We start from the raw sequence: 21,891 nt of genomic DNA, 5'->3' as shown, positions 1-21,891 counted from the left end.
CAGAGTAGGGCCATGACGAGTTTCCGCGCCCAGACAGACTTCGCCACCCAGTTCCTCCAAGCCGCGGCGGCGCGGCCAGGGAAGGTCTTGCTTGCGACCGACTTCGACGGCACGCTGGCGCCCATCGTCGAGAACCCTGAGGACTCGCGGCTGCTTCCGGCGGCTGCGGAGGCCTTGGCGCAGTTGGGCCCCGCGCTGGGTGTGGTGGCGATCATCACCGGGCGGGGGGTCGCGAAGGTGCGAGAGCTGGGTCGGCTGGAGGGTAGGCCCGGGCTGGAGCGCCTCGTGGTCCTCGGCCAGTACGGCGCCGAGCGTTGGGACGCGGCGACCGGGAAGGAGACCCCGCCCGAGGTGCCGACGTCGATCGCCTCGGCGCGGCCTGAACTCGAGGCCCTGCTCGCCGACCCTCGTTTCGTCGGCGTCCGCCTGGAGGACAAGGGTCGTGCCTTGGGGGTGCACACCCGCCCGGCGCCCGATCCCGTCGGTGCCTACGAGGCGCTGCGGGAGCCGTTGGCGTCCATCGCCGCGCGCCACGGCCTGGTGCTGGAGCCGGGTCGGAGCGTGCTGGAGCTGCGCGCCTCGTCGCTGACGAAGGGGGACGCGCTGCGGGCATTGGTCGCGGAGACGGGCGTGTCGGCCGTCGCGATGTGCGGCGACGACCTGGGCGATCTGCCCGCATTTGGCGTCTTGGACGAACTGCGCGCCGAGGGCCTCGCCACCTGCGCCGTCGTCGCCGCGTCGGCGGAGCAGCCCGCGCTGGCGGAGCGCGCCGACGTCGTGTGCGACGGTCCCGAGGGCGTGGCGGCCTGGTTGGCCACGCTCGCGCTCACACTTAGGTCGGCGGGGCAACCCAACGCGCGAAGCTGATCGCGGTGCGGGTGCGCGACCATCACCGACGTCTTCGTCGGAATGTGCTGTCACGCAACGAGGGCACGAACGCGTACATCAATGAGGGGCGTCGCCTCAACTCACCACCAGTGGAGGCTCCCCGAATGACCCATCTCGTCCGAATCCTCGTCCTCGTTGCTGCCCTTGCTGTACTCGGCGGTGCCGACATGGCCGCAGCAGACAGCGCCGCACAACCCGTAGTGGTGGAGCCGGCACCCGAGCCGATCCAGATCGCCATCTCCTCAGCGACCGGGCCTGAGACGTTTGGTGGGGGAGAGGTCGTCGTTGTGGGGACCCTCGACCGCTCGTCGTCGGCCACGTTAGAGCACCTCATCGACGGACACTGGACGGCCGTCGTGGACGCGCCCGAGGCCGACACGTTTTCCTTCGCATACAACCCGACCGTGTCCGGCGCCCTCGAGTTCAGGGTCGCAGCGGACGACCAGACGTCGGAGACAGTCACGATCCCGGTTGCCCCCAGCGTCAAGGTCACCGCTCGTCCGTCGAAGGTCGAGGTCGGCTCGACGGCACGAGTCGAGGCAACGCTTGGCGGTGAGTCGTCCGCGAAGGTCACTCTTCAGGTGAAGGTCGACGGGAGCTGGAAGAGCCACATCAGCGCGGACGTGTCCGGGTCGAGCTTCACGCTCACCCCCACGCACCAGCTCAACAAGGCGTCGAAAGCCACCTACCGCATCAAGGCGGCAGGCAGCGCCCGCGCATCCTCTTCCGATGAGTTCACCATCACCCGAACCCCGCGGGTGACGCTCACCACCGTGCCGGAGACCGCCGAGAAGGGAAAGAAGGCCACGGCCAAGGGCCGCGTCGTCGGCGAGGGTGGCCGCGTCGTCCGCACTCAGGCCTACGTGAGTGGGGCGTGGAAGAACGTCTCCAAGGTAACGTCGGACGCCAAGGGGTATTTCGCCATCGACCTTGCCCACGACAGGAAGAAGGCTGGCAAGGTCAAGTACCGCGTTCGGGTGGACTCATCCGTGGGGGAGTACCACTCGCCGTCGTTCACGTTGCGCCGTCGGGGATGGGAGTCGTCGATCCGCAAGACGAAGGCGTCAGAGGTGAAGTACACGTACAAGAAGGGGTGCTCGGTCGACCCATCGAAGCTCTCCACCATCCGCATGACCTACCGCGACTACGACGGCAACATCAAAGATGGCGTGCTGATAGTCCGCCGAACCGTTGCCAAGGATGTCGAGGCGGCCTTCAAGGAGGCGTTCAACAAGGGCTTCCAGATCGCGCAGATGCGCAACCCTGATGTGTGGAAGGCCAACGACATCAAGATGATGGCCGCGAACAACACGTCGGCCTACAACTGCCGCAAGGTCACAGGCAACTCCAAGCGGGTCTCCCCGCACAGCTACGGTAGGAGCATCGACATCAACCCGGCACAGAACCCATACCGTGTGGGCGGGAAGTGGTACCCGGACGCCACCTACGCCACCAAGCGCCCGACGAAGACCCCCGGCCTGCTGCACAAGAACTCACCGATGGTGAAGGCGCTCACGAAGCGCGGCTTCGCCTGGTACGCCGGCTGGGATTGGCACCACTTCCAGAAGTGAGGCAACGTCGCCTCCAGAGGGGGCGGTCGATGAAAGCGTCTGGTCCGCTACGATCGTGGCCTATCTGCTGAGGGGCGTTAGCTCAGCCGGTTAGAGCAGGGGACTCATAATCCCTTGGCCGCGGGTTCGAGCCCCGCACGCCCCACCCAAAGCGCTTACGAGAGCACATCGCGTTGGACGATGGCGCGTGTTCCCGCGTGGCCTTCCGGCGTCGTTCATCGACTCATCCTGGGGTGCCTAGTGATGTGCGTGTGATAACTTAAGGCCATGAGGGCCGATCTGCTCCTTACCTAGCCGCACGATGGTTTCGTGCGGCGCACCTCCCTGCACGGGAGGTTTTTTTGTGCCCGGAGCAAGCAGAGGAACGACGATGAGCACCACCCCGTACCGGTACACGGCCCAGTTGGCCGAGACGATCGAGCGCGCCTGGCAGGACCGCTGGGAAGCAGAAGGCACGTTCAATACGCCGAACCCGGTCGGCGATCTCGCCGACGGTTCCCTCGTGCCCATGGAGTCGTTCGTCGTGATGGACATGTTCCCCTACCCGTCCGGTAAGGGCCTGCACGTCGGACATCCGTTGGGATACATCGCCACCGACGTCGTGGGGCGCTTCACGCGGATGCGCGGCGCAAACGTGCTGCATGCGTTGGGTTACGACGCCTTCGGCCTGCCGGCCGAGCAGTTCGCTGTGCAGACAGGGCAGCATCCGGCTATCACCACCGAGCAGAACATCGCGACGATGCGGCGCCAGTTGCGCCGCCTGGGCCTTGCGCACGATCCGCGCCGCTCGTTCGCCACCACCGACCCCGATTTTGTTCGCTGGACGCAGTGGATCTTCCTGCAGGTCTTCAACTCGTGGTTCGACGCCGACGCGACCGCTCCCGACGGCTCGCTGGGCGCGGCGCGGCCGATCAGCGAACTGGCAGCCCAGTTTGCCGACGGCACGCGAGCGCTGCCGGGCAACGCGACGTGGGAAGCACTCAGCCCGGCCGAGCGCGAGCAGGTGCTGGCCGAGTACCGGTTGGCGTTCGTCGACCAGGTGCCGGTGAACTGGTGCCCGGGTTTGGGAACGGTGCTCGCGAACGAAGAGGTGACGGCAGATGGCCGTTCCGAGCGCGGCAACTATCCGGTGTTCACGTCGAACCTGCGGCAGTGGGTCATGCGGATCACCGCCTATGCCGATCGGCTCGTCGACGACCTGGCCGACCTGGACTGGCCCGACAAGGTCAAGGCCATGCAACGCAACTGGATCGGCCGCTCGCATGGCGCCCACGTCGACTTCGACGTGGCAGGCAAGGCTTTGACTGTGTTCACCACCCGTCCCGACACGCTGTTCGGCGCCACCTACATGGTGGTCGCGCCCGAACATCCGCTGGTGGACGCGCTGGCCGAGGCAGCCCCCGAGTGGCCCGCCGGCATCCCCGCGGTATGGACGGGCGGCGCGGAAACGCCCGCCGAGGCCGTCCGCGCGTACCAAGCCGCCGCTGCCGCAAAGACCTCCGAGGAGCGCCAGGCGGAAGCCGGCTCGAAGACGGGCGTCTTCTCGGGCGGCTACGCCGTCAACCCCGTGAACGGCGAGCCCCTGCCGATCTTCGTCGCCGACTACGTGCTCATGGGGTACGGCACCGGCGCGATCATGGCCGTTCCGGCCCACGACCAGCGCGACCACGCTTTCGCCACCGCGTTCGAACTACCGATCATCGAAGTCATCTCGGGCTCTCCCGACGGCGTCGCCGATGCCGCGTGGACGGGCGACGGTGTGGGCGTCAACTCGTCCAACGACGAGGTCTCGCTGGACGGCTTGACCGTGGCCGATGCCAAGCAGGTCATCACCGACTGGTTGGAGAAGAAGGGCACTGGACGCGGCGCCATCACCTACCGGCTGCGCGACTGGTTGTTCTCGCGGCAGCGCTACTGGGGAGAGCCGTTCCCGGTGGTCTACGACGCCGACGGCCGGGTGATCGCCCTACCGGAGGACATGCTGCCGGTCGAACTGCCTGAGGTTGCCGACTTCTCGCCGCGTACGTTCTCCGAGGACGACGCGACGTCGGAACCGGAGTCGCCGTTGTCGCGCGCGACCGACTGGATTGAAGTCGATCTCGATCTGGGCGACGGGCTCAAGACGTATCGCCGGGACACCAACACGATGCCCAACTGGGCGGGCAGCTGCTGGTATTACCTGCGCTACCTCGACCCGCGCAACTCCGACGCTGCGGTCGATCCAGAGCTGGAGCGCTACTGGATGGGTCCGGGCGGCCCGCGTGGGCGCGTGGGTGGCGTCGACCTGTACGTGGGCGGCGTCGAGCACGCGGTGCTGCACCTGCTGTACTCGCGGTTCTGGCACAAGGTGCTGTTCGACCTCGGTCACGTGAGCTCGGCCGAGCCCTTCCACAAGCTGTTCAATCAGGGCTACATCCAGGCCTACGCCTTCAAGGACGCTCGCGGGGTGTACGTGCAGGCGTCCGAGGTCACCGGCGACGAGCAGGCGGGCTTCACCTGGAACGGCGAGCCGGTCACGCGCGAGTACGGGAAGATGGGCAAGTCGCTGAAGAACATGGTCACGCCCGATGACATGTACGACGCCTACGGGGCCGACACCTTCCGCGTCTACGAGATGTCGATGGGCCCGCTTGACGTGTCGCGGCCGTGGGACACCCGGGCCGTCGTCGGCTCGCAGCGGTTCCTGCAGCGGCTGTGGCGCAACGTGATCTCCGAGGAGACCGGCGAGGTCACGGTGACCGACACCGTCGCCGACACCGAGACTCAACGGCTCGTCGCGCGCACGATCGCCGACGTGACCGCCGAGATGGCCAACATGCGCGTCAACACGGCTATTGCGAAGCTCATCGTGCTGAACAACCACCTCACGGGTCTCGGTGCTGTGCCGCGCAGCGCGGTCGAGCCGCTGGTGCTCATGACCGCACCCGTGGCGCCGCACATCGCTGAGGAGCTGTGGCGACGGCTGGGGCACCCCGAGAGCCTCACCTACGCGGAGTGGCCGACGGCCGCCGAGGCGCTGCTGGTGGCGGACACCGTGACCTGCGTCGTGCAGGTCAAGGGCAAGGTGCGAGACCTCCTCGCCGTCCCCCCGTCGACGACGGCCCCCGACCTGGAGGCCCTGGCGCTGGCGTCGCCGAAGGTGCAGCGGACCATCGGCGACGCGCCGATCCGCACAGTGATCGTCCGGGCGCCGTCCCTGGTCAACATCGTCATCTGAGCCCGCCACGCGTTCGCGCTGCCGTGAGGAGAAGGACTCATCGGCGCGACCGTCGCGGGATCTGGCGAGCTATTGCCCCACCTGCGCGTCGTAGAGGCCATGGATGTCCTAGAGTCTCGCTATGTACCGCCTTCTTGCGCGCATCGGCGCCTTTGCGCTTGTCGCCCTGCTCTTTGGAGGAGTGAACGTCGCGCGTGCGGACGAGGCGCCTCCGCCCACCGGCTTCACCGTCGTGCCCGGCGACGCGCTCGTCCTCAGCCAGCCGACCAGCGCCGGCCCCGCGATAGGGACCATCACTGTCGGGAACGGCACCAATCAACCGGTCGAGGTCCGAGTCACCGCTGTCCTGCGAGATGCGGACTCGAGGAAGGTGACCCCGACCTCGCTCCTAGAGCCAAAGACGCTCCTGGTCGGCGACGTGGAGGAGTTCGAGATCAGCGCGACAGGGGTCGAGGAAGGCGTCGTCCTTGTCGCCGCCATCGGGGTTTCTGACAATGCGCAAGTGGCCGTTGTGGAACTGCCGGTCTCCACCGTCACGAAGGACGATCCGAAGACCCCTCAGCCTGCAATCAGTGAGTGGAAGGTGACCCGAGGCGCCTGGCGAACGGACAAGGCGGTCGTGACGATGAGCATCCCGCAGAAGGCGAAATGCGACCCGAACTGGAAGGCGCAGGATGTGGTGCTCGCTGGGAGCAGCGGTTCTGTGCCGACGAAGGTGACCTGCAACTCCGACGGCCAGCTCGAGGTCTCCTATGCCAGCGACGGCATCAGGCCCGGCGTATACACGGGAACGATCAAGTTCGGCGACGACGCGCTGGCCATCACTCTCACGCAACAGCGGCCGCTCTGGATGGCGCTGGTGCTCGCGTCCCTTGGCGTGCTCGTCGTCTGGGCCGCCACGGCGGTCTGGACAGTTGTGCGGCCACTGCAGAAGATCGACAAGGGGCTGACCGTGGCGAGACAGGCCGTGGAGGATGCCGCCCGGGCTATCTCTATCGAGGTGGAACCCGATTTCGCGGCGGAGACGAAGCTGGTCGCCTCCTACCGCAAGCCGAAGTTCTTGTGGCCCCTCGTGACTGTCCTCACGCCAGAGGCGACCACAGAGCTGGAGAAGGCGCTGGCCTCTCGAGAGGAGGACGCCGGTCTGCTGACGAAGCTCAAGGAAGCCCGAGACACGCTCGAAGACAAGCGGTTGTGGCTTGCCGACGGGACGCCGCTTCGCAAGCGAGCAGACGCATACTTCGCGGAGACGCCGGGTTGGACGTATCGAGGGGCCGAGACCATAGCCAAGATCGCTGCGCTTGCTCAGATCGCAACCTTGAGAGAGGACCTCCGAAACGTCAAGGACACCGCCGTCAGCATCGGCGCATGTCCGCTCCGTCCCACCGAGCGCACCGAACTCAGGGCTGTTCGTGCCGAGATCGAGCGGCTTTCCTCACTGGTGGACGACTCCGACGACGCGGCCGCACTGCTGACGGGAGGCCTCGTCGACTCTGTGCGTGCGGTTCGCGCCAACTGCACCGCCCTGTTTGCGTCGGTGCATGCTGGCACCTCAGCGGGCGCTGGGACAGGCGCGACGCCGGAGGGGACAGGCTTGCCGACCCTTACGCACATCGTGAGCCCCGCAGGTCTGCCGATACCGGACCTTCGTCCGATCCTCGACAGCCTGGCCAGGGTCGCAACAACCGCGGCAGGAGCAGCGGCCCCATGGATCCTCTACCTCGTCACCGCTGCGATCGCCTTCTACGCGGGCCTCGAGGCGTTCTACTTCGACAAGCCGTGGGGAACAGGCCGCGACTACGTCGCCGCGTTCATCTACGGCGCTACCGTGCTGGCGGTTTCCCTGAGCCTGGGCACGTTCTTCAGCAAGCGAGGACAAAAGGAAGGCTGAGCTGACCTGAGAAACGGGAGCATCGCGAACGGAAGGATCGAACACATGCGAATTCTCGGAGTGCTCCTGCTGAGCCTCATCCTTATGCTCGGCGGCTTCGCGGCCGTGCCGGCTCATGCGGCCAGCGCACCGGTCAACCTCACGATCTCCGCCGCGTGGGCCAAGGCCTCCCTGAAGGTCGTGCGCACAGGATGGACCGTGGAAGTCACCGGCACCCTTACCGACACCCGGGCCGACGGCGACTGCGTGTACGTCGAAGCTGTTCTGGAAGTCGACGACTGGTGGGATCCCGACAAGCGCACTCCCGACTTCTGCAAGGGCAAAGGCAAGAGCAGATCGGTGAAACTCTCCCTGAAACCAGACTGGGGGTCGAAGCTGTCCCGCCTGCGGGTCCGTGCGTGCGCCGCCGACTCCTTCAAGGACAGTTGTCTGGAGAAGATCATAAAGGTGCCCGCCGAGCGCGCGGCCAAGCCCGACCTCAAGGTCCGGGTGGACAAGCAGATGGACACGTCGCTGGCGAAGTTCATGAAGACCCAGAAGGCGGAGTACGCCAAGCAGAAGGAAGGCAAGCCCACGAGGTACGGCCTGGACTGGGAAAACGACGGCTGCTCAGGTCCGGCGAAGAAAGTCGCGGCCCGCTGGGCGAAGGTGTTCAAGAACGCGTGCATCCGACACGACTTCGCCTACCGCAACTACGGCGGGCAGAAGCTCCGGACCGCGCCTACTGATGCGATCCGCAAGAAGGCCGACGACAAACTGCTGAGCGACGCCCGCAAGCGGTGCAACTCCTCCTACGCAACCGGCAGCAGGACCTGGAGCGAGTGCCATGCCTATGCGAAGGCATTCCACCAGGCAGTTCGCAAAGAGGGCGGCAAGGCGTTCTACGGCGGCTGATCGTGGACGCCTCAGCCTCTTCCGAGGCCTACGGGTTCCCGCACAGGACGCAGGCCGGCGGCGTGGGAGTCTCTCCGCGGGCCTGCATCTCGCTCTCGACGACCCACTTGTGGTTGATCACCGTCATGCCGTCCGCCTCGTAGTCGACGACGTAGACGGTCTCGTCCGTGGAGCTGACGATCGTGGCCTCTGCGCCGTCCATGCCCTCCATGTGGGCGGCAGCCAGGGCGACGGCGGCGCCGTCGGGGAGGCGCTCGCTGCCGGCGTCGCGGATCTCTTCCTGCACGACCCAGCGGTGGTCCTCGACAGGGTCGCCGCCGGTGGTGGGCGTGTAGGTGACCGAGTAGGTGTACGTGTCGTATGCGCCGACGACGGTGGCCACCGCGCCGCTCATACCGGGCATGTGGTCGGCCGTCAGAATGACCTCGTCGCCGACCTTGTAGGTGGAATCGGTGGCCTCGACCATCCCCTCGGGCACCGGACCGCCGTCGGCGGGGTGCTCCATTCCGGCGTGACCGTTGCCGCCGTGCGCAGCTCCCGACGGGGAGGTGGACGGCGCCGTCCCGGTGGAGGTGTCAGGGCCGGAGCAGCCCCCGAGGAGGAGTGCCGCGCTGGCGATCCCCGCGGCGACGATGGATCCGAGGCGGGTCTTCATGGTGGTCCTTTCGGGTGGCTCACAGCACCACGGGCCCATTGTTCCAGTTATCGGTAGAAACCTTCGCGGAGGTTGATCCCGTGTTCGATCCATACCTTGAGTGCCGCCAGCATGCCGGTCCAGCCTTCGCAGTTGCCGAACGCTGCCGCGGCGCCTGCCGACGTCGGACGCCAGGAGGTCTCGGTGATGGTGACGAGGGTGCGAGTGTCGTCGTCGAGGGACTCGAACTCGAAAACGACACGAGTGGTGCCGGCGTCCGTGGTGCCCTCCTCGGCGCCCCACTGGATGACGAACCGGCGCGGCGGATCGGCTTCGAGGACGTCCACCGGAAAGGCGCCCGGGAAGTCCGCGAAGTCCCAGGTGACGTCGGAGCCGGGCTCAAGTCTGCCGCGGGCGCCGCCGGTGGTGAAGTAGGCGGAGAGCTGTGCGGGGTCGGCCACCGCCTCGTAGACGCGGGAGCGTGGCCGGGACACGCGGCCGGAGACGGTGAAGGACAGTTCCGCGAGTGCGGCGGGTTGGGTGGGTGCCGAGGAATTCATGTTATATTCTTACAACATGAATGGGTCGTTCGACAAGAGCCAGGATGACGATCTCGTCTTTAAGGCGCTCGCCTCTCCCATACGCCGTCGGATGCTCGACGTGCTGAAAGAGGGTCCGCGAACGACGGGCGCGTTGTGCGTGGAGATCGAGGGACTGGATCGCACGACGGTCTTGCAGCACCTTCGGGTCCTGGAAAGGGCAGGGCTCGTGGACGCGCGCAAGGTGGGCCGAGAACGTCGCCTGTCGCTCTCGCCGCTTCCGATCAAGCGAATCCATGACCGCTGGATCGGCGAGTACATGCACGCAGCCGTCAACCTGCTCGCGCATCTCGATGAACTGGGGGAGGACCCTACGCGAGCATGTCCTTGACCAGCGGGACGACCTTCTCGCCGTAGAGCTCGATGGAGCGGCGCTGCGCCGCATGCGTGACGGGCTGGTCGTACTTGAGGTCGAAGCGGTCCACGCGCAGCGTCTTCAGCGTGGCGGCGATCTTACGGGCGACCGTCTCCGGCGAGCCGACATAGAGGGCGCCGCCCTGTATCTCGCGCTCGAACTCGCCGACAGCGGGCGGCGGCCAGCCGCGCTCGGCACCGATCTTGCGGCGCATCTCGAACCACCCGTCCCGGACGAGTTCGCGGGCGTCGTCGTCGGTCACGGCGACAAGGCCGGGGGAGTGGATGGCGATGGGTTTGCGCTCGACGCCGAACTCGTCCTGGGCCTGCTCGAACAGGTCGATGTACGGCGCGAAGCGCGCCGCCGGGCCGCCGATGATGGCGAGGAACAGGCCGAAGCCGTAGCGGGCGGTCCGGACCACGGACTCGGGGCTGCCGCCGACCCCTACCCAGGCGCGGATGCCACCCTCGGTTTCGGGGTAGACGCGCTGATCGGTGAGCGAGGCTCGGGTGCTGCCGCTCCAGGTCACGGGCTCCTCTGTCAAGAGCGCGGCGAGCAGCTCGAGTTTCTCCTCGAACAGCACCTCGTAGTCGCGGAGGTTGTACCCGAAAAGCGGGAAGGACTCGATGAACGAGCCGCGCCCTGCGACGATCTCCGCCCGGCCGCCCGACACGGCGTCGAGAGTGGCGAAGCGCTCGAACACGCGCACAGGGTCGTCGGAGCTCAGCACGGTCACCGCGGAGCCCAGCCTGATGGTCTCCGTGCGCGCCGCGATTGCCGACAGCACCATCTCCGGGCTGGAAACGGCGAAGTCGGGGCGGTGGTGCTCCCCGACGGCGAAGAAGTCAAGACCCAGCTGGTCGGCGACGATGCCGTCATCGACGAGATCACGGATGACCCGCGCGTGAGGGACGGGGGCACCGTCTGCGTCCGGCGTCACGCCGCCGAAGGTGTCTAGTCCGAACTCGATCTCGCTCATGTCGGCATAACGCTCCGATCCACGAACTATTCCCGGCCGCCGCGTGAGGTGTCGAACATACGTCTGCGTAGGTTCGCTCAGTTGTACGTATGGCACCTGCTCAGGCAGTCAACTCAGACATCTGTTCGGACCCGCGACGGGCGGGTGGGCCGGGGCCCGATATGGCCCTCAGCGGAAGCTGGGCAGCTCTCCGCGCGGCTTCGCGAACGGGAACAGCAGATTCTCGAGGCGCTTGATCCCCGCGAGCAACTGGTGTGCCAGCCGAGCGCCGGTCCCCGCCGCGGCTGCCTCGACCAGGTCGGTCAGCAGTCCGCAGCTGTCGGCGGTCTCGATCAGGCCTGTGAGGGTGGTGGGGGAGAGGCCCGCGCTCATTCTGCCGATGGCATCAGCCGTCTGGTCCGATGGCCAGAAGATCGACCGGTTCTCGATGCCGCTGATGATCTCCAAGAGGGAGGGCTGATCCAGCGGGTCCAGAGTGGCCCGGACGGCTCCGTACAGGAACGCGAGCGGCGTCGGGGCCGCCCGCAGGCTCGTCGCGTCGAGCACCAGCGCCGGGGTCTCCTGCCTCAGCGCGACGCGGAGTCGGTTGAGGTCCCCGGTCGTCGGCCGCCGGGTGTACCGCCCCGTCTCCGCCACCAGGCGCTCGGATGCCCGCGCGTCGCCGGTGGCCTCCACGATCACGGAGAGGTGCGAAAGGCGGAACATGTCGTAGGCGTCGCCGGTCACGCGGATGCGGAGTTCGGAGAGGCCGCCGAGGGACTCCGCCGCCTGGATGATGATGGCCCCTTCGACGCTGTCGACGGCCCGCTCGGAGATGCCCAAGTCGCGGGCGTGTCCCTGCAGCTCAGAGGCATCCAGCGACTCAAGGACCAGGTTGTGTCCCACCCGGTCCCCGGCGAGCGCCGTGAGCGCCGCCGCATAGAGCCGGGTGTGCGGGTGAACCGGCTCCAGCAGGGCGATGGTCTCCGCGGAAAGCAGCCGTTCCCGACGGTTGTTCAGCATCAGGTGTGCGAGCGCGATGTACCACGGATGCTCATGAGTGCTGGGGAGGAGCATGCTTCTCTGCCCACGAGACTCGAAGAAGCGGTCGATAGTGCGCAGCGACCGCGCCGAGTCGCGCATGAACTCATACTCGCCGCGGTCGAAAAGCAGCACCCAGCGCGAGTCGGGGATCGTCGCGGCCGCCCCGGCACCGGGACCGGCCGCGTCGAGCTGCCTCTCCTCCCAGCTGGAGTGGCTGACGTCGCCCAGGCTGCGGTACTTGTCTATCCGTGCGCCGCGAGTCATGTACTGGTCTTCCCAACTCAGCGAGGCGACCTCCTCCTCGGAGAGGCTCTCATGCCTGCCCGCCCACGACTTCACCCTCGCCCGCACGCGCAGCGGCCAGAATTCGAGGTCCGGTCCGAGCGCCCGCACGATGTCGTCCGCCTCCGCCGGGGCGAGTCTCCAGTAATCGTCGTCCAGGAAGCCGAGGTGGTAGTTCTCCTCGATCCGCGCGGTCCGCGGATCCACGGACGGCGGGCGCGTCGAGTAGTAGTCCACCGCCTCAAGGTGGATCCTCCTTGCGTCGATCTCCGGGCTGGCCTCCAGGCCGGGAACGAGGAGGCGGCGGACGTCCGCGCGGTGCTCGACGACGTCGTCGCCGACCCTGTTGACGAGCCACACGTGCTGGGCGAGTTCGGCGAACGCCTGCCGCGCCTGGGCCTCGGTGTGAACGTCCAGGGGGATCGACGACGCGGGTGCGAGCACCCGGAGGATGAGCTCCGGGGTGACGCGCCGCAGCACGACTCCGGGGTAGGCGAGGGCTTGCACGACCGGGTTCTCGATGCGCTTCAGGATGCGTTCGTACACGAAGCGCAGGCCGATCTCGGCCGTCGGCGATTGGCGTCGCGCGGCCCGGCCGTCGCTGAGGAGCCGCGCGACGCTCGCCGGGTCGTTTGCCGCGATGAACCTGCGGAGCAGCTTCAGGACCAGCGGGTTGCCGCCGAAGACCGGCGGAAGGTCAAACGCGGTGTGATCGGAGACGCCGAGCTCCATGAGCAGCGTCGTGGCGTCGATGTCGGAGAGGTCGCCCACGGACAGCGGAGGGCCGACCTCGTTGAACATCGCGCGGACCTCCTCGGGCGAGAGGTGCGGCGCGTCCGGGATCACGGCACGCCCGCAGACGACGAGGCGCAGCTGCGGCAGGAACGCCGCGTCGCGCAGATCGGCCGCCCACTGAAGCACGTCCCACACCGCGGTGTAGCCGCGGATCGCGACCTCTTCGAACGTGTCGAGCACGACCGTGATAGGCCCCTCCCGCTGGGGCCAACCGCTGAGGACGGAGCCGAGGTCGCGCAGTGCGGCGGCCGCCGTGCCACCGATGGCGTCCACCCCGGCGCTGGGATCGCTGTCGCCGAGCAGCGCTTCGGAGCGTTCGCGGAAGTCCGTGAGCTCCGCTTCGAGCGCGCCGTCCGCAAGGCCGAGCTGCCGGGTGAACTCGATGGTCAAGTCGACGGGGCCTGCGCCGATCAGCCGGGCGCGGTCGAAGTCGAAGTAGATCAGGGGGGCGCCGTCGGGGTCCCGGCGCTGGGTGTAGACGAAGGTGGAGACGAGCGCTGACTTCCCCGCCCCTCCGGGGCCCTCGATCACAAGGCTCGGCACCCAGCGCGACATCGGCAAGGGGGCCGCGCAGTATGCCGAGAGCCGCGCGAGGTGCTCGTCGCGCCCGATGAGCCGATCCGGGATGACGGCCAACAGAGCCTCGTCGGCGTCGTTGAGCGCGATCTGCCGGCGGACGTTGCTTTCCGTCGTGCCGTAGTCGGTCTCCGAGTCCGAGATGTCGTCGAGCAGCCGAACGGCTTGGAGAAGCTCGTCGAGGTCGACGGCGCCCGAAGGACTCTGCGCACCGGGGGCGCTGGGTTCCCGCACGGCCGCTCCCGCGAGGCCGTCGACGAGGTAGGTGGCGAACCGATCATCCGCGGGCACCTCCACGGAGGTGAGGAGTTCGGCGAAGTCTGGCTGCTTCTTCAGCGACCGCAGCACGTCTCGCCGCGCGTCCCCCTGCATCTGCCACTGCCGGTGGGTCGCGCCGGCGACCTCGACCTCCTCGCACACGGCGGCGAGCGCGTTGATCGCGCTAACCGGTTGCTCGGCGAACTGGAGCGGATCGAACGTCGTCGATACGGCGGCCGCCAGCCGGAGACCGGCGTCCAGCTGGTTGAGGCCGTCGGTCTGCATCGTGCTCACCGCGCATCCTCGGTTTCGGAGGACAGCATGCGGTCAACCTTTTCGGAGATGTAGTCACTCAGCTTCCCGATGTTCGTGCCCGCGGTGAGCATGACCAGACGGGTCAACCGGTCGATCTCTTGCGTGGAGTACGCGAGCCCCTTCGCCGTCAGGCCGTAGCGGATGTAGGAGGCGACGTCGGCGGCCTGGGGCGGCAGGATGTCCTCGTTGTGTGCCAGCCCGTTCGGGAAGCCGCTGGGGACGGTGCGGAGGCCGAGCAGCACGATGCGCAGGTTCGCGAATCCCGACGACCGGCGATAGAGCTCGGAGAGGAAGTCCTGCACGCTGCCGTCGGGGACCGCGAGCTTGCGCTTCGCGAGGTCGTCGATGACAAGCCAGACGGTGCGGCCCGGGAACGCCGCTGCCAGGCGCGTGATGAACGCCGTCGCCAGGTTGCTGATCCATACGCCGCGGCTGGAGTTCGCGTCGGCGATCGTCGGCAGTCCCGCGGTGTCGACGCCGAACCGGCTGAGGATGAGCTCCGCGGTGCGGAGCGCGTCCGAGTGAAGTTCGCTCGCGCTGAACGTCTGGATCAAGTGGCTACCGGGCGGCAGGCACGCCCGCATGATCTCGACGGTGAAGCTCACACCCTTGTCCCTGGGCGCGGCCTTGACGCGGACGAGGGGCTGAGGCACGCGCCGGATCCACTCCTGGCATCTGGTGCGTCCCAGGATGGGTCGGCTGCCGTCGGCGAGGCGGTAGGCCTGCGCGTAGGAGCTTTCCAACAGGTCGATGTTGCGGCTCCGGACGTCCGCTCTGATCGCGACCGCCGAGATGGCCGTGTTGATGACGGGGTTGCCGTACGCGCCCTGGTGCAGGCCGACGAGCGCGTGATCGCCGTCGAGGAGGAGGCCACCGGAGGACCCGCCCAGGGAGTTGGCGTCGTGGTCGAGCCGCTCGTTCTTCGACCCTGGGCGGAAGCCGGTGAGCGTGCCGACGGCTTGGCGTTGCTGGACGCCCTCCGGGTGCTGAAAGAGGTGGACCGTGCCGCCGATGATCGGATCGACCGCTGCGGCCAGGTCGTAGTATCCCCGCTCGGCTCCCGGGGAGCCGGCGAGGAGGATCACGGCGTAGTCGAGGTGCCCCGCCAGCGCATCGGCCGCCGCCGGCTCCTGGAGCTCGACGCCTCGCTCCTTCGTCCTGCTGACTTCGTCGGGGTGCGGCGGCCTCGCGCACACGAGCCAGGCCTCCGGCACGCGGTACACGCTGGGCTGGTTCGCGTCGGTCGCGTGGTCGAAGCGGACGGTGAGTTGGCGATGCGACTCGGGTCGCGGCGTGGCGGTGGCGGGGTCGACGAGCGTCGACACCACATGAAACGAGGTGACGATGGTGCTGGGCCCGACGAGGTACCCGGTGCCGGTGACCGCGCTGGGCTGGCCGTCGATCTCCACGTCCACCCGGCACAGCCGTGCCCGGGCCCGCAGACCGCCCCGCTCGACGTCGGCGGTGTCCGGGAAGCCCAGCTTGCGCTTCACCACCGCTTGAAGGGTGGTGACCGGCGGAGCGCCGGAGCGCAGGAAGCCGTCGCGGAGGAGACGCTCGCCGAGCTCGGTGAACCAGCCCTCGTCGTCCGCGCGCCGGAGCGCACTCTCGAACGCGAGGCTGTCGCTGCCGGCGCCCAACACGGCGACCATGAAGGAGCGTGTCTCGCGATCCTTCGGGCGCACCTCGTCGTAGAGACGCTCGAAGTCCTTCCGGTTGCAGGTGATCTGCCCGGCGAGATCGCGCAGGTCGAGGGTCGGCGCCGCACCGGCACCGGTGTCGTTCATCGCAGGAACCCTGCGATCTCGGCGTGAACCCCGTCCATCGCGTGGGCGAAGTTCGCGCGCAGCCAGTCGCCCGCGAAGTGCAGGCCGGCGACGTCGAGGTTGTCGTCGAAGGAGAGGACACAGGATCCGCTGTTGCCGCCGAGAGACGTCGCGTCGTGCGTGAAAACGCGGGGGTTGGGGTCGTCGGGACGAAACTGCGTCGGCGTCTGCATCACGAGGCCCGGGCTCAGGTAACGCACGCCGAACGTCGTTCCGTAGATCTCACCCAGGCGACGGACGACGTCCATGCGCCGCCGTCCTTCTTCGTCGGAGGGGAGCGCGGTCGGCATCGCCGGGTACCCGATCACGAACAGTTTCGCGCCCTCGCCGGCGGACATGTCGGAGAGCCGTAGGGGCGGGGGTGGCTCGCCGTCAGTGTTGGTCTTCTCGATCCTCAGCAGCGCGAGGTCGAGGTTCGCGAAGTTGACCACGTCCGCCGGGTTCGGGCCGCTGAAGGCCACCTCGCGAATCGCGAAGGTGCGTGAAGGGTCCTTTCCGGAGGGTGAGAAGTTGATGGTGGGACGGCCATGAAGCACCCAGGTCGTTGGCTGGACGCGGCGCGGGGCGGGGAAGGCGAGGGTCTCAAGGACGTGACGGTTGGTCATGACGAGGCCGTCGCCGACGACGAACCCGGTTCCGGCGTGCGCGCCGCCGGCGGTGTCGATCCGGCCGATCGAGCCGTGGATTCCGCGGAGCCGATCCTGCTGGAGGAGGAGCGCACCGGCCCATTCGCCGATGCCGGGATCGTCGGGGTCGACGACGTCATCGGTCATCCGCAGCGCCGGCCGTCCCTCGAGCTGCACGAGCGCCTCGAGCCCGACCCGCGCGTCGATGTCGTCGGGGACGGGCTTGCCCGCGCTCAGCCGCTTCACGACGCGTCGGGTATCGCGCAACAACTGATCGTGCAGGGGCTTCAGTTGCGCGGCGCGCTCAGTCTTGGCGAGCGACGCGCGCACGCTCTTGAGCCGCTCGCTGATCGCGTCGACCGGGGCGTCCCGATTGGCCGCGAGCAAGTCGCGCGCGGCCTCGGGCGAGATGTCCGCCGCGGCCTCGAGCCCGCCCGTGCGGGTGGCGACGAGCACGACGGGGTCGGGGGCGAGGACCGGGTCCGCGCGCGTGGTCGGTGTCGTGCGACCGGCAGGGGGCGGCGTCGTCGGGCCGATCGCGGCGGCCAACTGGGGGCTGACGCCGTTGCGGGCCATGCTCGACTCGGCTCCACCCGGCTCTGCGGCGCCGACGCGGGCATCCTCCAGCGCGAGCGTGCTGAGTTCCAACTGGAACCGGGGATCTGTGGCGACGCCGCTGAGACGGACCGCGTCGACCGCTCCCCAGGCCTCGGCCAGTAACTCGAGAGTCTCCGGAGGGGGCGCTCCCGGCGCGGCCTCTAGGTGGATCGGGCGCGGACTGTCGAGCGGCCGGGCGAGGAGCGCGCCGGCGTCGACGATGCCGACCCCGAAATCAGAGGTATCCCAGTTCGCGGGCGTGCGAGCGGTGGCGACGAGGGACTCGCGGAAGAGCTGCTGCACGGTGGTCCCGCGCTGGGCCGCGGCCTCCCTGACCTCTTCGACGCCGTGGTGGGAGAGCCAGAGGGCGGCGGTCCCGGCCGTGAGGGCCACGGCAAAAGAGGTGCCTTGGCCGCCGGCGGTGTCCGTGCCGGTCGGCCCGGCGACGGCGCGCCAGACGTTCTCGCCGGGTGCCGTGATGTCGACGCGCGGACCACGGCAGGATCCGCGCCACGGTAGGTCTCGCACGTTGCTTCCGGCCACGGCGATCACCTCGTCGTAGCGGGCGGGGTACACGACGAGCCGCACGCAGTTCCCGGCGGCCGCCAGCACGATGATGCCTTCGGCGATGGCGTTGTTGATCGCCTGCCGCATCGCCCTGCTCGGTGTGCCGCCGAGGCTCATGGTGATGACGTGGGCGCCGTGGCGGCGGGCGTGGTCGACGGCCTTCGCGATCGCGGAGCCGTTGAAGAGGAGGATGACGGACTCGACGGCGCGGATCGGGATGAGCGTCGCGCCGGGAGCGGAGCCGTTGACCTGGCCCGCGGCGCCGCTGACGGCGACGCTCGCCGTCGATGTGCCGTGCCCGGGGAATCCGTTGGCGGCGAGCGGGTCGGTCGGGTCGGGTCTGTTGGTGAGGATGTTGAAGCCGTCGCGTTGGTCGACATCGGACAACTCGACGTGCTTCGTGACGCCGGTGTCCGGTTGGGCGATGCTGATGCCAGCCCCCCGCGCCGGGGACGCCGCCCACGCCGACAGCACACCCGCCCGTTCGAGGGCCCACAGTGTGTCTTTCGGAGGGTCCGTATCCACGAAGCAGGTTCCCGCGAAGGCGCCCTTGATGACGCCCTCGGGCGCCGCGTCGGGAGGGAGGGGCTCGACGTAGATCTGCGTGCCGAGGTCTGGTTCGACGGTGACCGCGTCGAGCTCGTCGGCCAGCTCGTACCCCATGGCGAAGAGCATCTCGTTGTCGACGGTGCGGTCCAGGCCGGGGAACTGCAGGACGTAGAACTCGCCGAACTCGGCCTCGGAGGGGGCAGGCGGCTGCTCGTCCGGCACGCCGTCGAACAGCGGATAGAACTGGAAGGAGTCGGGCTCAGTCTCGAGGAGGTCGGCTATCCGTCCCTTGACGGCGTCGATGTCGATGACCGTCCGGAACTCCACCACGAAGCGCAGCGTGGCGAGGTCGAGTCCCGTGACCTCCGCGTCCGGGTCGCGGGCGGCAAGCAACAGCCTGAGGACGTCAATGCCTTTCATCGCGGACCCCTTCCGCAGCACGCACTCGTGCTTGTGAGCGCCACTATCCTCCTTCGGATAGAGCGAAGCAAGACCCCGTCGTCCCTAGCTTCCCTAGGCGCCGGGCGCGCGTACAACAGGGCTCACGGGCGCGCGGACGTCAGTGCTGCAGAAAGCCCGTGACGCCGAAGAGCGTCATGAAGATCGCGAAGCCGGCGAGCACCGTGAAGACCCCTCGGACGTTCTCCTGCGGAGTCGAGCCCTCGACAGGATCGAGCCAACGGTGCAGCAGCCTGTGACCCAGCGGCATCAGCACCCAGGTGAGGACAACGATGGTGAGCGCCACGCTCACGAAGGTGGCCAGCCACGGCAGTGGGAAGATGTTGCCGAGCATCGGGTTCACATACTTCACGAAGACCACGATCAGCGGGTACAGCACGAGCTGGATGAGGAGGGCCGTCTTCCACTCGGGCGTGACGGCGGGCGCGCCGTCGGATACCCGCACGGTCGAGCCGAAAGCGCTGGCCGTCATCACTTGCGACTCCTGGGCCAGGTGCGCGTGGCGATCGGGCAAGGCGCCGGCGAGCTCCGGCGACCGCAGCCAGGCCTCGAGCTGGGCGTCGGTGCGGAAGCGGACCACCGCCGACCACGCGTTCGGATCGTCGCCGCCTGGTGGGAAGAGGCTGGAGCCCTCGTGCCCGAGCTGGGTGCGCTCGAGCTGCGCGACCTGCTCGGCGGAGGCGATCAGGTCGGCCTCGTGTCCGGCGTCGGGCCTCTCGCGCACCCGCAGGACGCCGGGGGTGCGGGGAAAGCCGTCGATGAACACAGCGAGACCAGAGCGGAGATAGCCGTAGTCGGCGAGAAGCTCGCGGGCGCCGTCCAGCCACGCCTCGAGGCGCGGCTCGTCGACGAAGCTGACGGCGATTCCCCACTCGAGCACCGCGGAGGTCGTGACCGAGTGCTGCCAGCCGACGAAGCCCGCCGCAGTCTGAGCGTTCGCACCGATCCGCCGCGCAACCGCTTCGAAGTCTGCCGCGTCGTCGGTGCGGTGAACGGTCAGTACGGCCGTCGCGTGTCCATCTTCCATGTCGGGTACCTGCCTTCGCCTCGTCGCGTGGGTGACGCGTGGGCGTCAGGTGAAAACAGTAGCTGCTCTGGCTTTCATTTGGCGGCAATGCCACGATGTCGCAGATGACAGCCTCATGGCCCTGTCGTACTATTGCAGATGCAAATGGCCGGATCGGTCAGCGACTAGAGATTGTTGGTGCGAAGCATGACCGAGCCGTCGACGAACGCCCAGATCGAGCTCTACGGGGCCACCTGGGCGACCCGATTCGCGGCGCTGCGCACCGCCTACGGCCTGTCGCAGGGCGCCCTGGCGTCCATCGTCGGGTTGAGCGCGCCGATGGTGAGTCAGCTGGTCAGCGGCCATCGGGTGAAGATCAGCAACCCCGCGGTGCTGGCCCGGATCGTGTTCCTGGAGGAGCGGTTGGGGGAGCCGGAGGTCGTCGCGGGGGACCGGGCCGCAATCGAGCGGGTGCTGGCCGCGGTGTCGTCGTCGACGCCTGAACTGCGGAGCACGGTGATGTCGACCCGCGAGACCCACGAGGCCGTCGTCGGCTGGCTGAGCGCGCACGCGTCGTCGTCGGTGCTCGCCGAGCTGGCGGCGCACGCGAGCAGTCTCGACGCCGTCGAACTGGCCACCGCGCTCGGTGAGGCCGCGACCAGGCAGAATTAAGTCCGTGGGAGAGATGATCGCGGGCAGGTGGGAACTGCTCGAACCGATCGGCAGCGGCGGCACAAGCGTCGTCTGGCGCGCCCACGACCATCGCCTGGGCCGGCCCTGTGCAGCGAAGCTGCTGAAGCAGCGCGACGCCGGCGAGATCCTGCGGTTCGCACGGGAGCAGTCGCGCCGTCTGGTCGGGTCGCACGTGGTGGCGCCCTACGCGTGGGCGGCCGACGACGAGACCGCGCTCATCGCCTTCGAACTCGTTACCGGCGGTTCGCTGCGGGCGCTCATCGGCGACTACGGGGGACTGTCCGACGGCACCGTCGTCGCCGTGGTCGACCAGCTGCTCGACGCCCTCGACGACGTGCACCGCGCCGGCATCGTCCACCGCGACGTGAAGCCCGCCAACGTCCTGCTGCGCGCAACGGGCGACGGCCCGTTGGACGTCGCGCTCACCGACTTCGGGATCGCCGCCTCCGCGCACGAGGGGCGCCTGACGCAAGCGGGGTTCGTGATCGGGACGCCCGGGTACGTGCCGCCCGAGGTGCTGCACGGCGACTCGGTGCCCGCCGCGCATCAGGACCTGTACGCGCTGGGCCGGGTGGCCGTCGCGCTCGTGCTGGGCCACGAGGACGGGACGCCTGAGCAGGCGCTGGAGGTGGTCGAGGACGTACACCTCGCGCGGGCGATCGACGCCATGACGCACCCTGACCCCACCCTGCGGCCGCACGACGTCGGACAGGCGCGCGGCCTGCTCGCGGGCGCCGCGCGTGACGCGCTGCCTCGCGCACGGGACGGCGAGGCCCTGACCGTCTTCGAGCACGTTCTGGCCGGCCCGGGGGAGCGGGAGGAGCCCGAGCCTCCCTCGGCGGTGCCGCTCGCGGTTGCGCCGACGCTGGTCGCGCGGCCCGAGGACCTGCGCATCCCGGAGGCCGACCCGGTCATCGTCGAGCCGGCGCTACCGGAGCAGGTGTCGCGTCGGCGTGCACTGGGGAAGCCGATGGCGGCGGGACTGGTCGTCGTCGGCGTCCTCGGAATCGGTGCCGCGGTCTGGTCCAACTTGGACGGCGGGGGCACGCCGAGGGAGGGTGAGACCCCTGGTCCGACCAGCCCGACGAGCGTTGTTTCGACGCCGACGCCGACGCCGACGCCGACGCCGACGCCCACGCCGTCGGTCCCGACGGCTCCGGTGACCCAGCGCGCGGTCGGTGAGGAGTGCAGCTGGCAGGTCGAGGGCGACTTCGCCACAGCCGCCGACGGCACGAAGCTGCGCTGCCAGCGAATCGACGGTGCCTACACCTGGCAACCGGAGTAGCGCTTC

15 protein-coding genes and 1 tRNA gene are annotated in these 21,891 nt (G+C 68.5%); 9 read left to right on the top strand and 7 right to left on the bottom strand.

The features are described 5' to 3' along the window. The first annotated feature begins 12 nt into the window (after positions 1–12). The 6 genes from otsB to IPJ61_RS05505 all read left to right on the top strand — a co-directional run bounded on the left by otsB (position 13) and on the right by IPJ61_RS05505 (position 8,461). Positions 13–867 carry a trehalose-phosphatase gene (gene otsB / locus IPJ61_RS05530; RefSeq protein ID WP_297103941.1) on the top strand — a complete coding sequence of 285 codons (855 nt, stop codon included), beginning with the start codon at positions 13–15 and terminating at the stop codon, positions 865–867. Between the two features lie 125 nt (positions 868–992). Continuing rightward, positions 993–2,459, top strand: a complete 1,467-nt coding sequence (locus IPJ61_RS05525) for a M15 family metallopeptidase (RefSeq protein ID WP_297103940.1) — start codon at positions 993–995, stop codon at positions 2,457–2,459. Between the two features lie 71 nt (positions 2,460–2,530). Continuing rightward, a tRNA-Ile gene (locus tag IPJ61_RS05520) sits at positions 2,531–2,604 on the top strand. 225 nt (positions 2,605–2,829) lie between these two features. Further along, positions 2,830–5,676, top strand: a complete 2,847-nt coding sequence (leuS, locus tag IPJ61_RS05515; RefSeq protein ID WP_297103939.1) for a leucine--tRNA ligase — start codon at positions 2,830–2,832, stop codon at positions 5,674–5,676. A 121-nt stretch (positions 5,677–5,797) separates the two neighbouring features. After that, positions 5,798–7,567, top strand: a complete 1,770-nt coding sequence (locus IPJ61_RS05510; protein ID WP_297103938.1) for a hypothetical protein — start codon at positions 5,798–5,800, stop codon at positions 7,565–7,567. A 45-nt stretch (positions 7,568–7,612) separates the two neighbouring features. Continuing rightward, complete coding sequence (locus IPJ61_RS05505) at positions 7,613–8,461, top strand: phospholipase A2 (RefSeq protein WP_297103937.1); 849 nt, start codon at positions 7,613–7,615, stop codon at positions 8,459–8,461. Positions 8,462–8,489: 28 nt separating this feature from the next. On the opposite strand, the gene IPJ61_RS05500 is transcribed toward IPJ61_RS05505, so the two are convergent. Both IPJ61_RS05500 and IPJ61_RS05495 read right to left on the bottom strand, forming a co-directional pair. Further along, positions 8,490–9,116, bottom strand: a complete 627-nt coding sequence (locus IPJ61_RS05500; RefSeq protein ID WP_297103935.1) for a YdhK family protein — start codon at positions 9,114–9,116, stop codon at positions 8,490–8,492. A gap of 47 nt (positions 9,117–9,163) precedes the next feature. Beyond that, entirely contained in the window at positions 9,164–9,655 is a 492-nt protein-coding gene (locus tag IPJ61_RS05495; protein WP_297103933.1) for an SRPBCC domain-containing protein, read from the bottom strand. Positions 9,656–9,671: 16 nt separating this feature from the next. Here IPJ61_RS05495 and IPJ61_RS05490 point away from each other — a divergent pair, with 16 nt between their 5' ends. After that, a complete protein-coding gene (locus tag IPJ61_RS05490; RefSeq protein ID WP_297103931.1) occupies positions 9,672–10,025 on the top strand; it encodes an ArsR/SmtB family transcription factor in 354 nt (117 codons plus the stop codon). Here IPJ61_RS05490 and IPJ61_RS05485 read toward each other — a convergent pair. From IPJ61_RS05485 to IPJ61_RS05465, 5 genes are all read right to left on the bottom strand, one after another. After that, complete coding sequence (locus IPJ61_RS05485) at positions 10,006–11,028, bottom strand: LLM class flavin-dependent oxidoreductase (RefSeq protein ID WP_297103929.1); 1,023 nt, start codon at positions 11,026–11,028, stop codon at positions 10,006–10,008. The genes IPJ61_RS05490 and IPJ61_RS05485 overlap by 20 nt on opposite strands. 168 nt (positions 11,029–11,196) lie before the next feature. Then, positions 11,197–14,247: an ATP-binding protein gene (locus IPJ61_RS05480; protein ID WP_297105548.1), complete on the bottom strand. Its 3,051-nt coding sequence runs from the start codon at positions 14,245–14,247 to the stop codon at positions 11,197–11,199. 5 nt (positions 14,248–14,252) lie between these two features. After that, positions 14,253–16,064: a trypsin-like serine peptidase gene (locus tag IPJ61_RS05475; protein WP_297103926.1), complete on the bottom strand. Its 1,812-nt coding sequence runs from the start codon at positions 16,062–16,064 to the stop codon at positions 14,253–14,255. Further along, positions 16,061–18,862 (bottom strand): S8 family serine peptidase, encoded by a 2,802-nt coding sequence (locus IPJ61_RS05470; protein WP_297103924.1) that lies wholly within the window; start codon positions 18,860–18,862, stop codon positions 16,061–16,063. Before IPJ61_RS05470 ends, IPJ61_RS05475 begins: the two co-directional genes overlap by 4 nt. A 139-nt stretch (positions 18,863–19,001) precedes the next feature. Beyond that, positions 19,002–19,928 (bottom strand): antibiotic biosynthesis monooxygenase, encoded by a 927-nt coding sequence (locus IPJ61_RS05465; protein ID WP_297103922.1) that lies wholly within the window; start codon positions 19,926–19,928, stop codon positions 19,002–19,004. A gap of 186 nt (positions 19,929–20,114) precedes the next feature. On the opposite strand from IPJ61_RS05465, the gene IPJ61_RS05460 reads away from it, so the two are divergent. Together IPJ61_RS05460 and IPJ61_RS05455 are read left to right on the top strand one after the other, a co-directional pair. Further along, a complete protein-coding gene (locus tag IPJ61_RS05460) occupies positions 20,115–20,579 on the top strand; it encodes a helix-turn-helix domain-containing protein (RefSeq protein ID WP_297103920.1) in 465 nt (154 codons plus the stop codon). Between the two features lie 13 nt (positions 20,580–20,592). Then, positions 20,593–21,885 (top strand): serine/threonine-protein kinase, encoded by a 1,293-nt coding sequence (locus tag IPJ61_RS05455; RefSeq protein WP_297105545.1) that lies wholly within the window; start codon positions 20,593–20,595, stop codon positions 21,883–21,885. The last annotated feature ends 6 nt before the right edge of the window (positions 21,886–21,891 follow it).

The organism is Tessaracoccus sp., assembly GCF_016714275.1.
In the GTDB taxonomy this organism is placed as follows: domain Bacteria; phylum Actinomycetota; class Actinomycetes; order Propionibacteriales; family Propionibacteriaceae; genus Arachnia.
This window is presented reverse-complemented; position numbering and strand designations above follow the sequence as displayed.

Excerpts from the sequence above, each read along its gene's own strand:
- IPJ61_RS05510 (WP_297103938.1), top strand. The coding sequence starts at position 5,798 with ATGTACCGCCTTCTTGCGCGCATCGGCGCCTTTGCGCTTGTCGCCCTG.
- otsB (WP_297103941.1), top strand. The coding sequence starts at position 13 with ATGACGAGTTTCCGCGCCCAGACAGACTTCGCCACCCAGTTCCTCCAA.
- IPJ61_RS05525 (WP_297103940.1), top strand. The coding sequence starts at position 993 with ATGACCCATCTCGTCCGAATCCTCGTCCTCGTTGCTGCCCTTGCTGTA.
- IPJ61_RS05500 (WP_297103935.1), bottom strand. The coding sequence starts at position 9,116 with ATGAAGACCCGCCTCGGATCCATCGTCGCCGCGGGGATCGCCAGCGCG.
- IPJ61_RS05465 (WP_297103922.1), bottom strand. The coding sequence starts at position 19,928 with ATGGAAGATGGACACGCGACGGCCGTACTGACCGTTCACCGCACCGAC.
- IPJ61_RS05485 (WP_297103929.1), bottom strand. The coding sequence starts at position 11,028 with ATGAGCGAGATCGAGTTCGGACTAGACACCTTCGGCGGCGTGACGCCG.
- IPJ61_RS05455 (WP_297105545.1), top strand. The coding sequence starts at position 20,593 with ATGATCGCGGGCAGGTGGGAACTGCTCGAACCGATCGGCAGCGGCGGC.
- IPJ61_RS05460 (WP_297103920.1), top strand. The coding sequence starts at position 20,115 with ATGACCGAGCCGTCGACGAACGCCCAGATCGAGCTCTACGGGGCCACC.
- IPJ61_RS05495 (WP_297103933.1), bottom strand. The coding sequence starts at position 9,655 with ATGAATTCCTCGGCACCCACCCAACCCGCCGCACTCGCGGAACTGTCC.
- leuS (WP_297103939.1), top strand. The coding sequence starts at position 2,830 with ATGAGCACCACCCCGTACCGGTACACGGCCCAGTTGGCCGAGACGATC.
- IPJ61_RS05490 (WP_297103931.1), top strand. The coding sequence starts at position 9,672 with ATGAATGGGTCGTTCGACAAGAGCCAGGATGACGATCTCGTCTTTAAG.
- IPJ61_RS05480 (WP_297105548.1), bottom strand. The coding sequence starts at position 14,247 with ATGCAGACCGACGGCCTCAACCAGCTGGACGCCGGTCTCCGGCTGGCG.
- IPJ61_RS05475 (WP_297103926.1), bottom strand. The coding sequence starts at position 16,064 with ATGAACGACACCGGTGCCGGTGCGGCGCCGACCCTCGACCTGCGCGAT.
- IPJ61_RS05505 (WP_297103937.1), top strand. The coding sequence starts at position 7,613 with ATGCGAATTCTCGGAGTGCTCCTGCTGAGCCTCATCCTTATGCTCGGC.
- IPJ61_RS05470 (WP_297103924.1), bottom strand. The coding sequence starts at position 18,862 with ATGAAAGGCATTGACGTCCTCAGGCTGTTGCTTGCCGCCCGCGACCCG.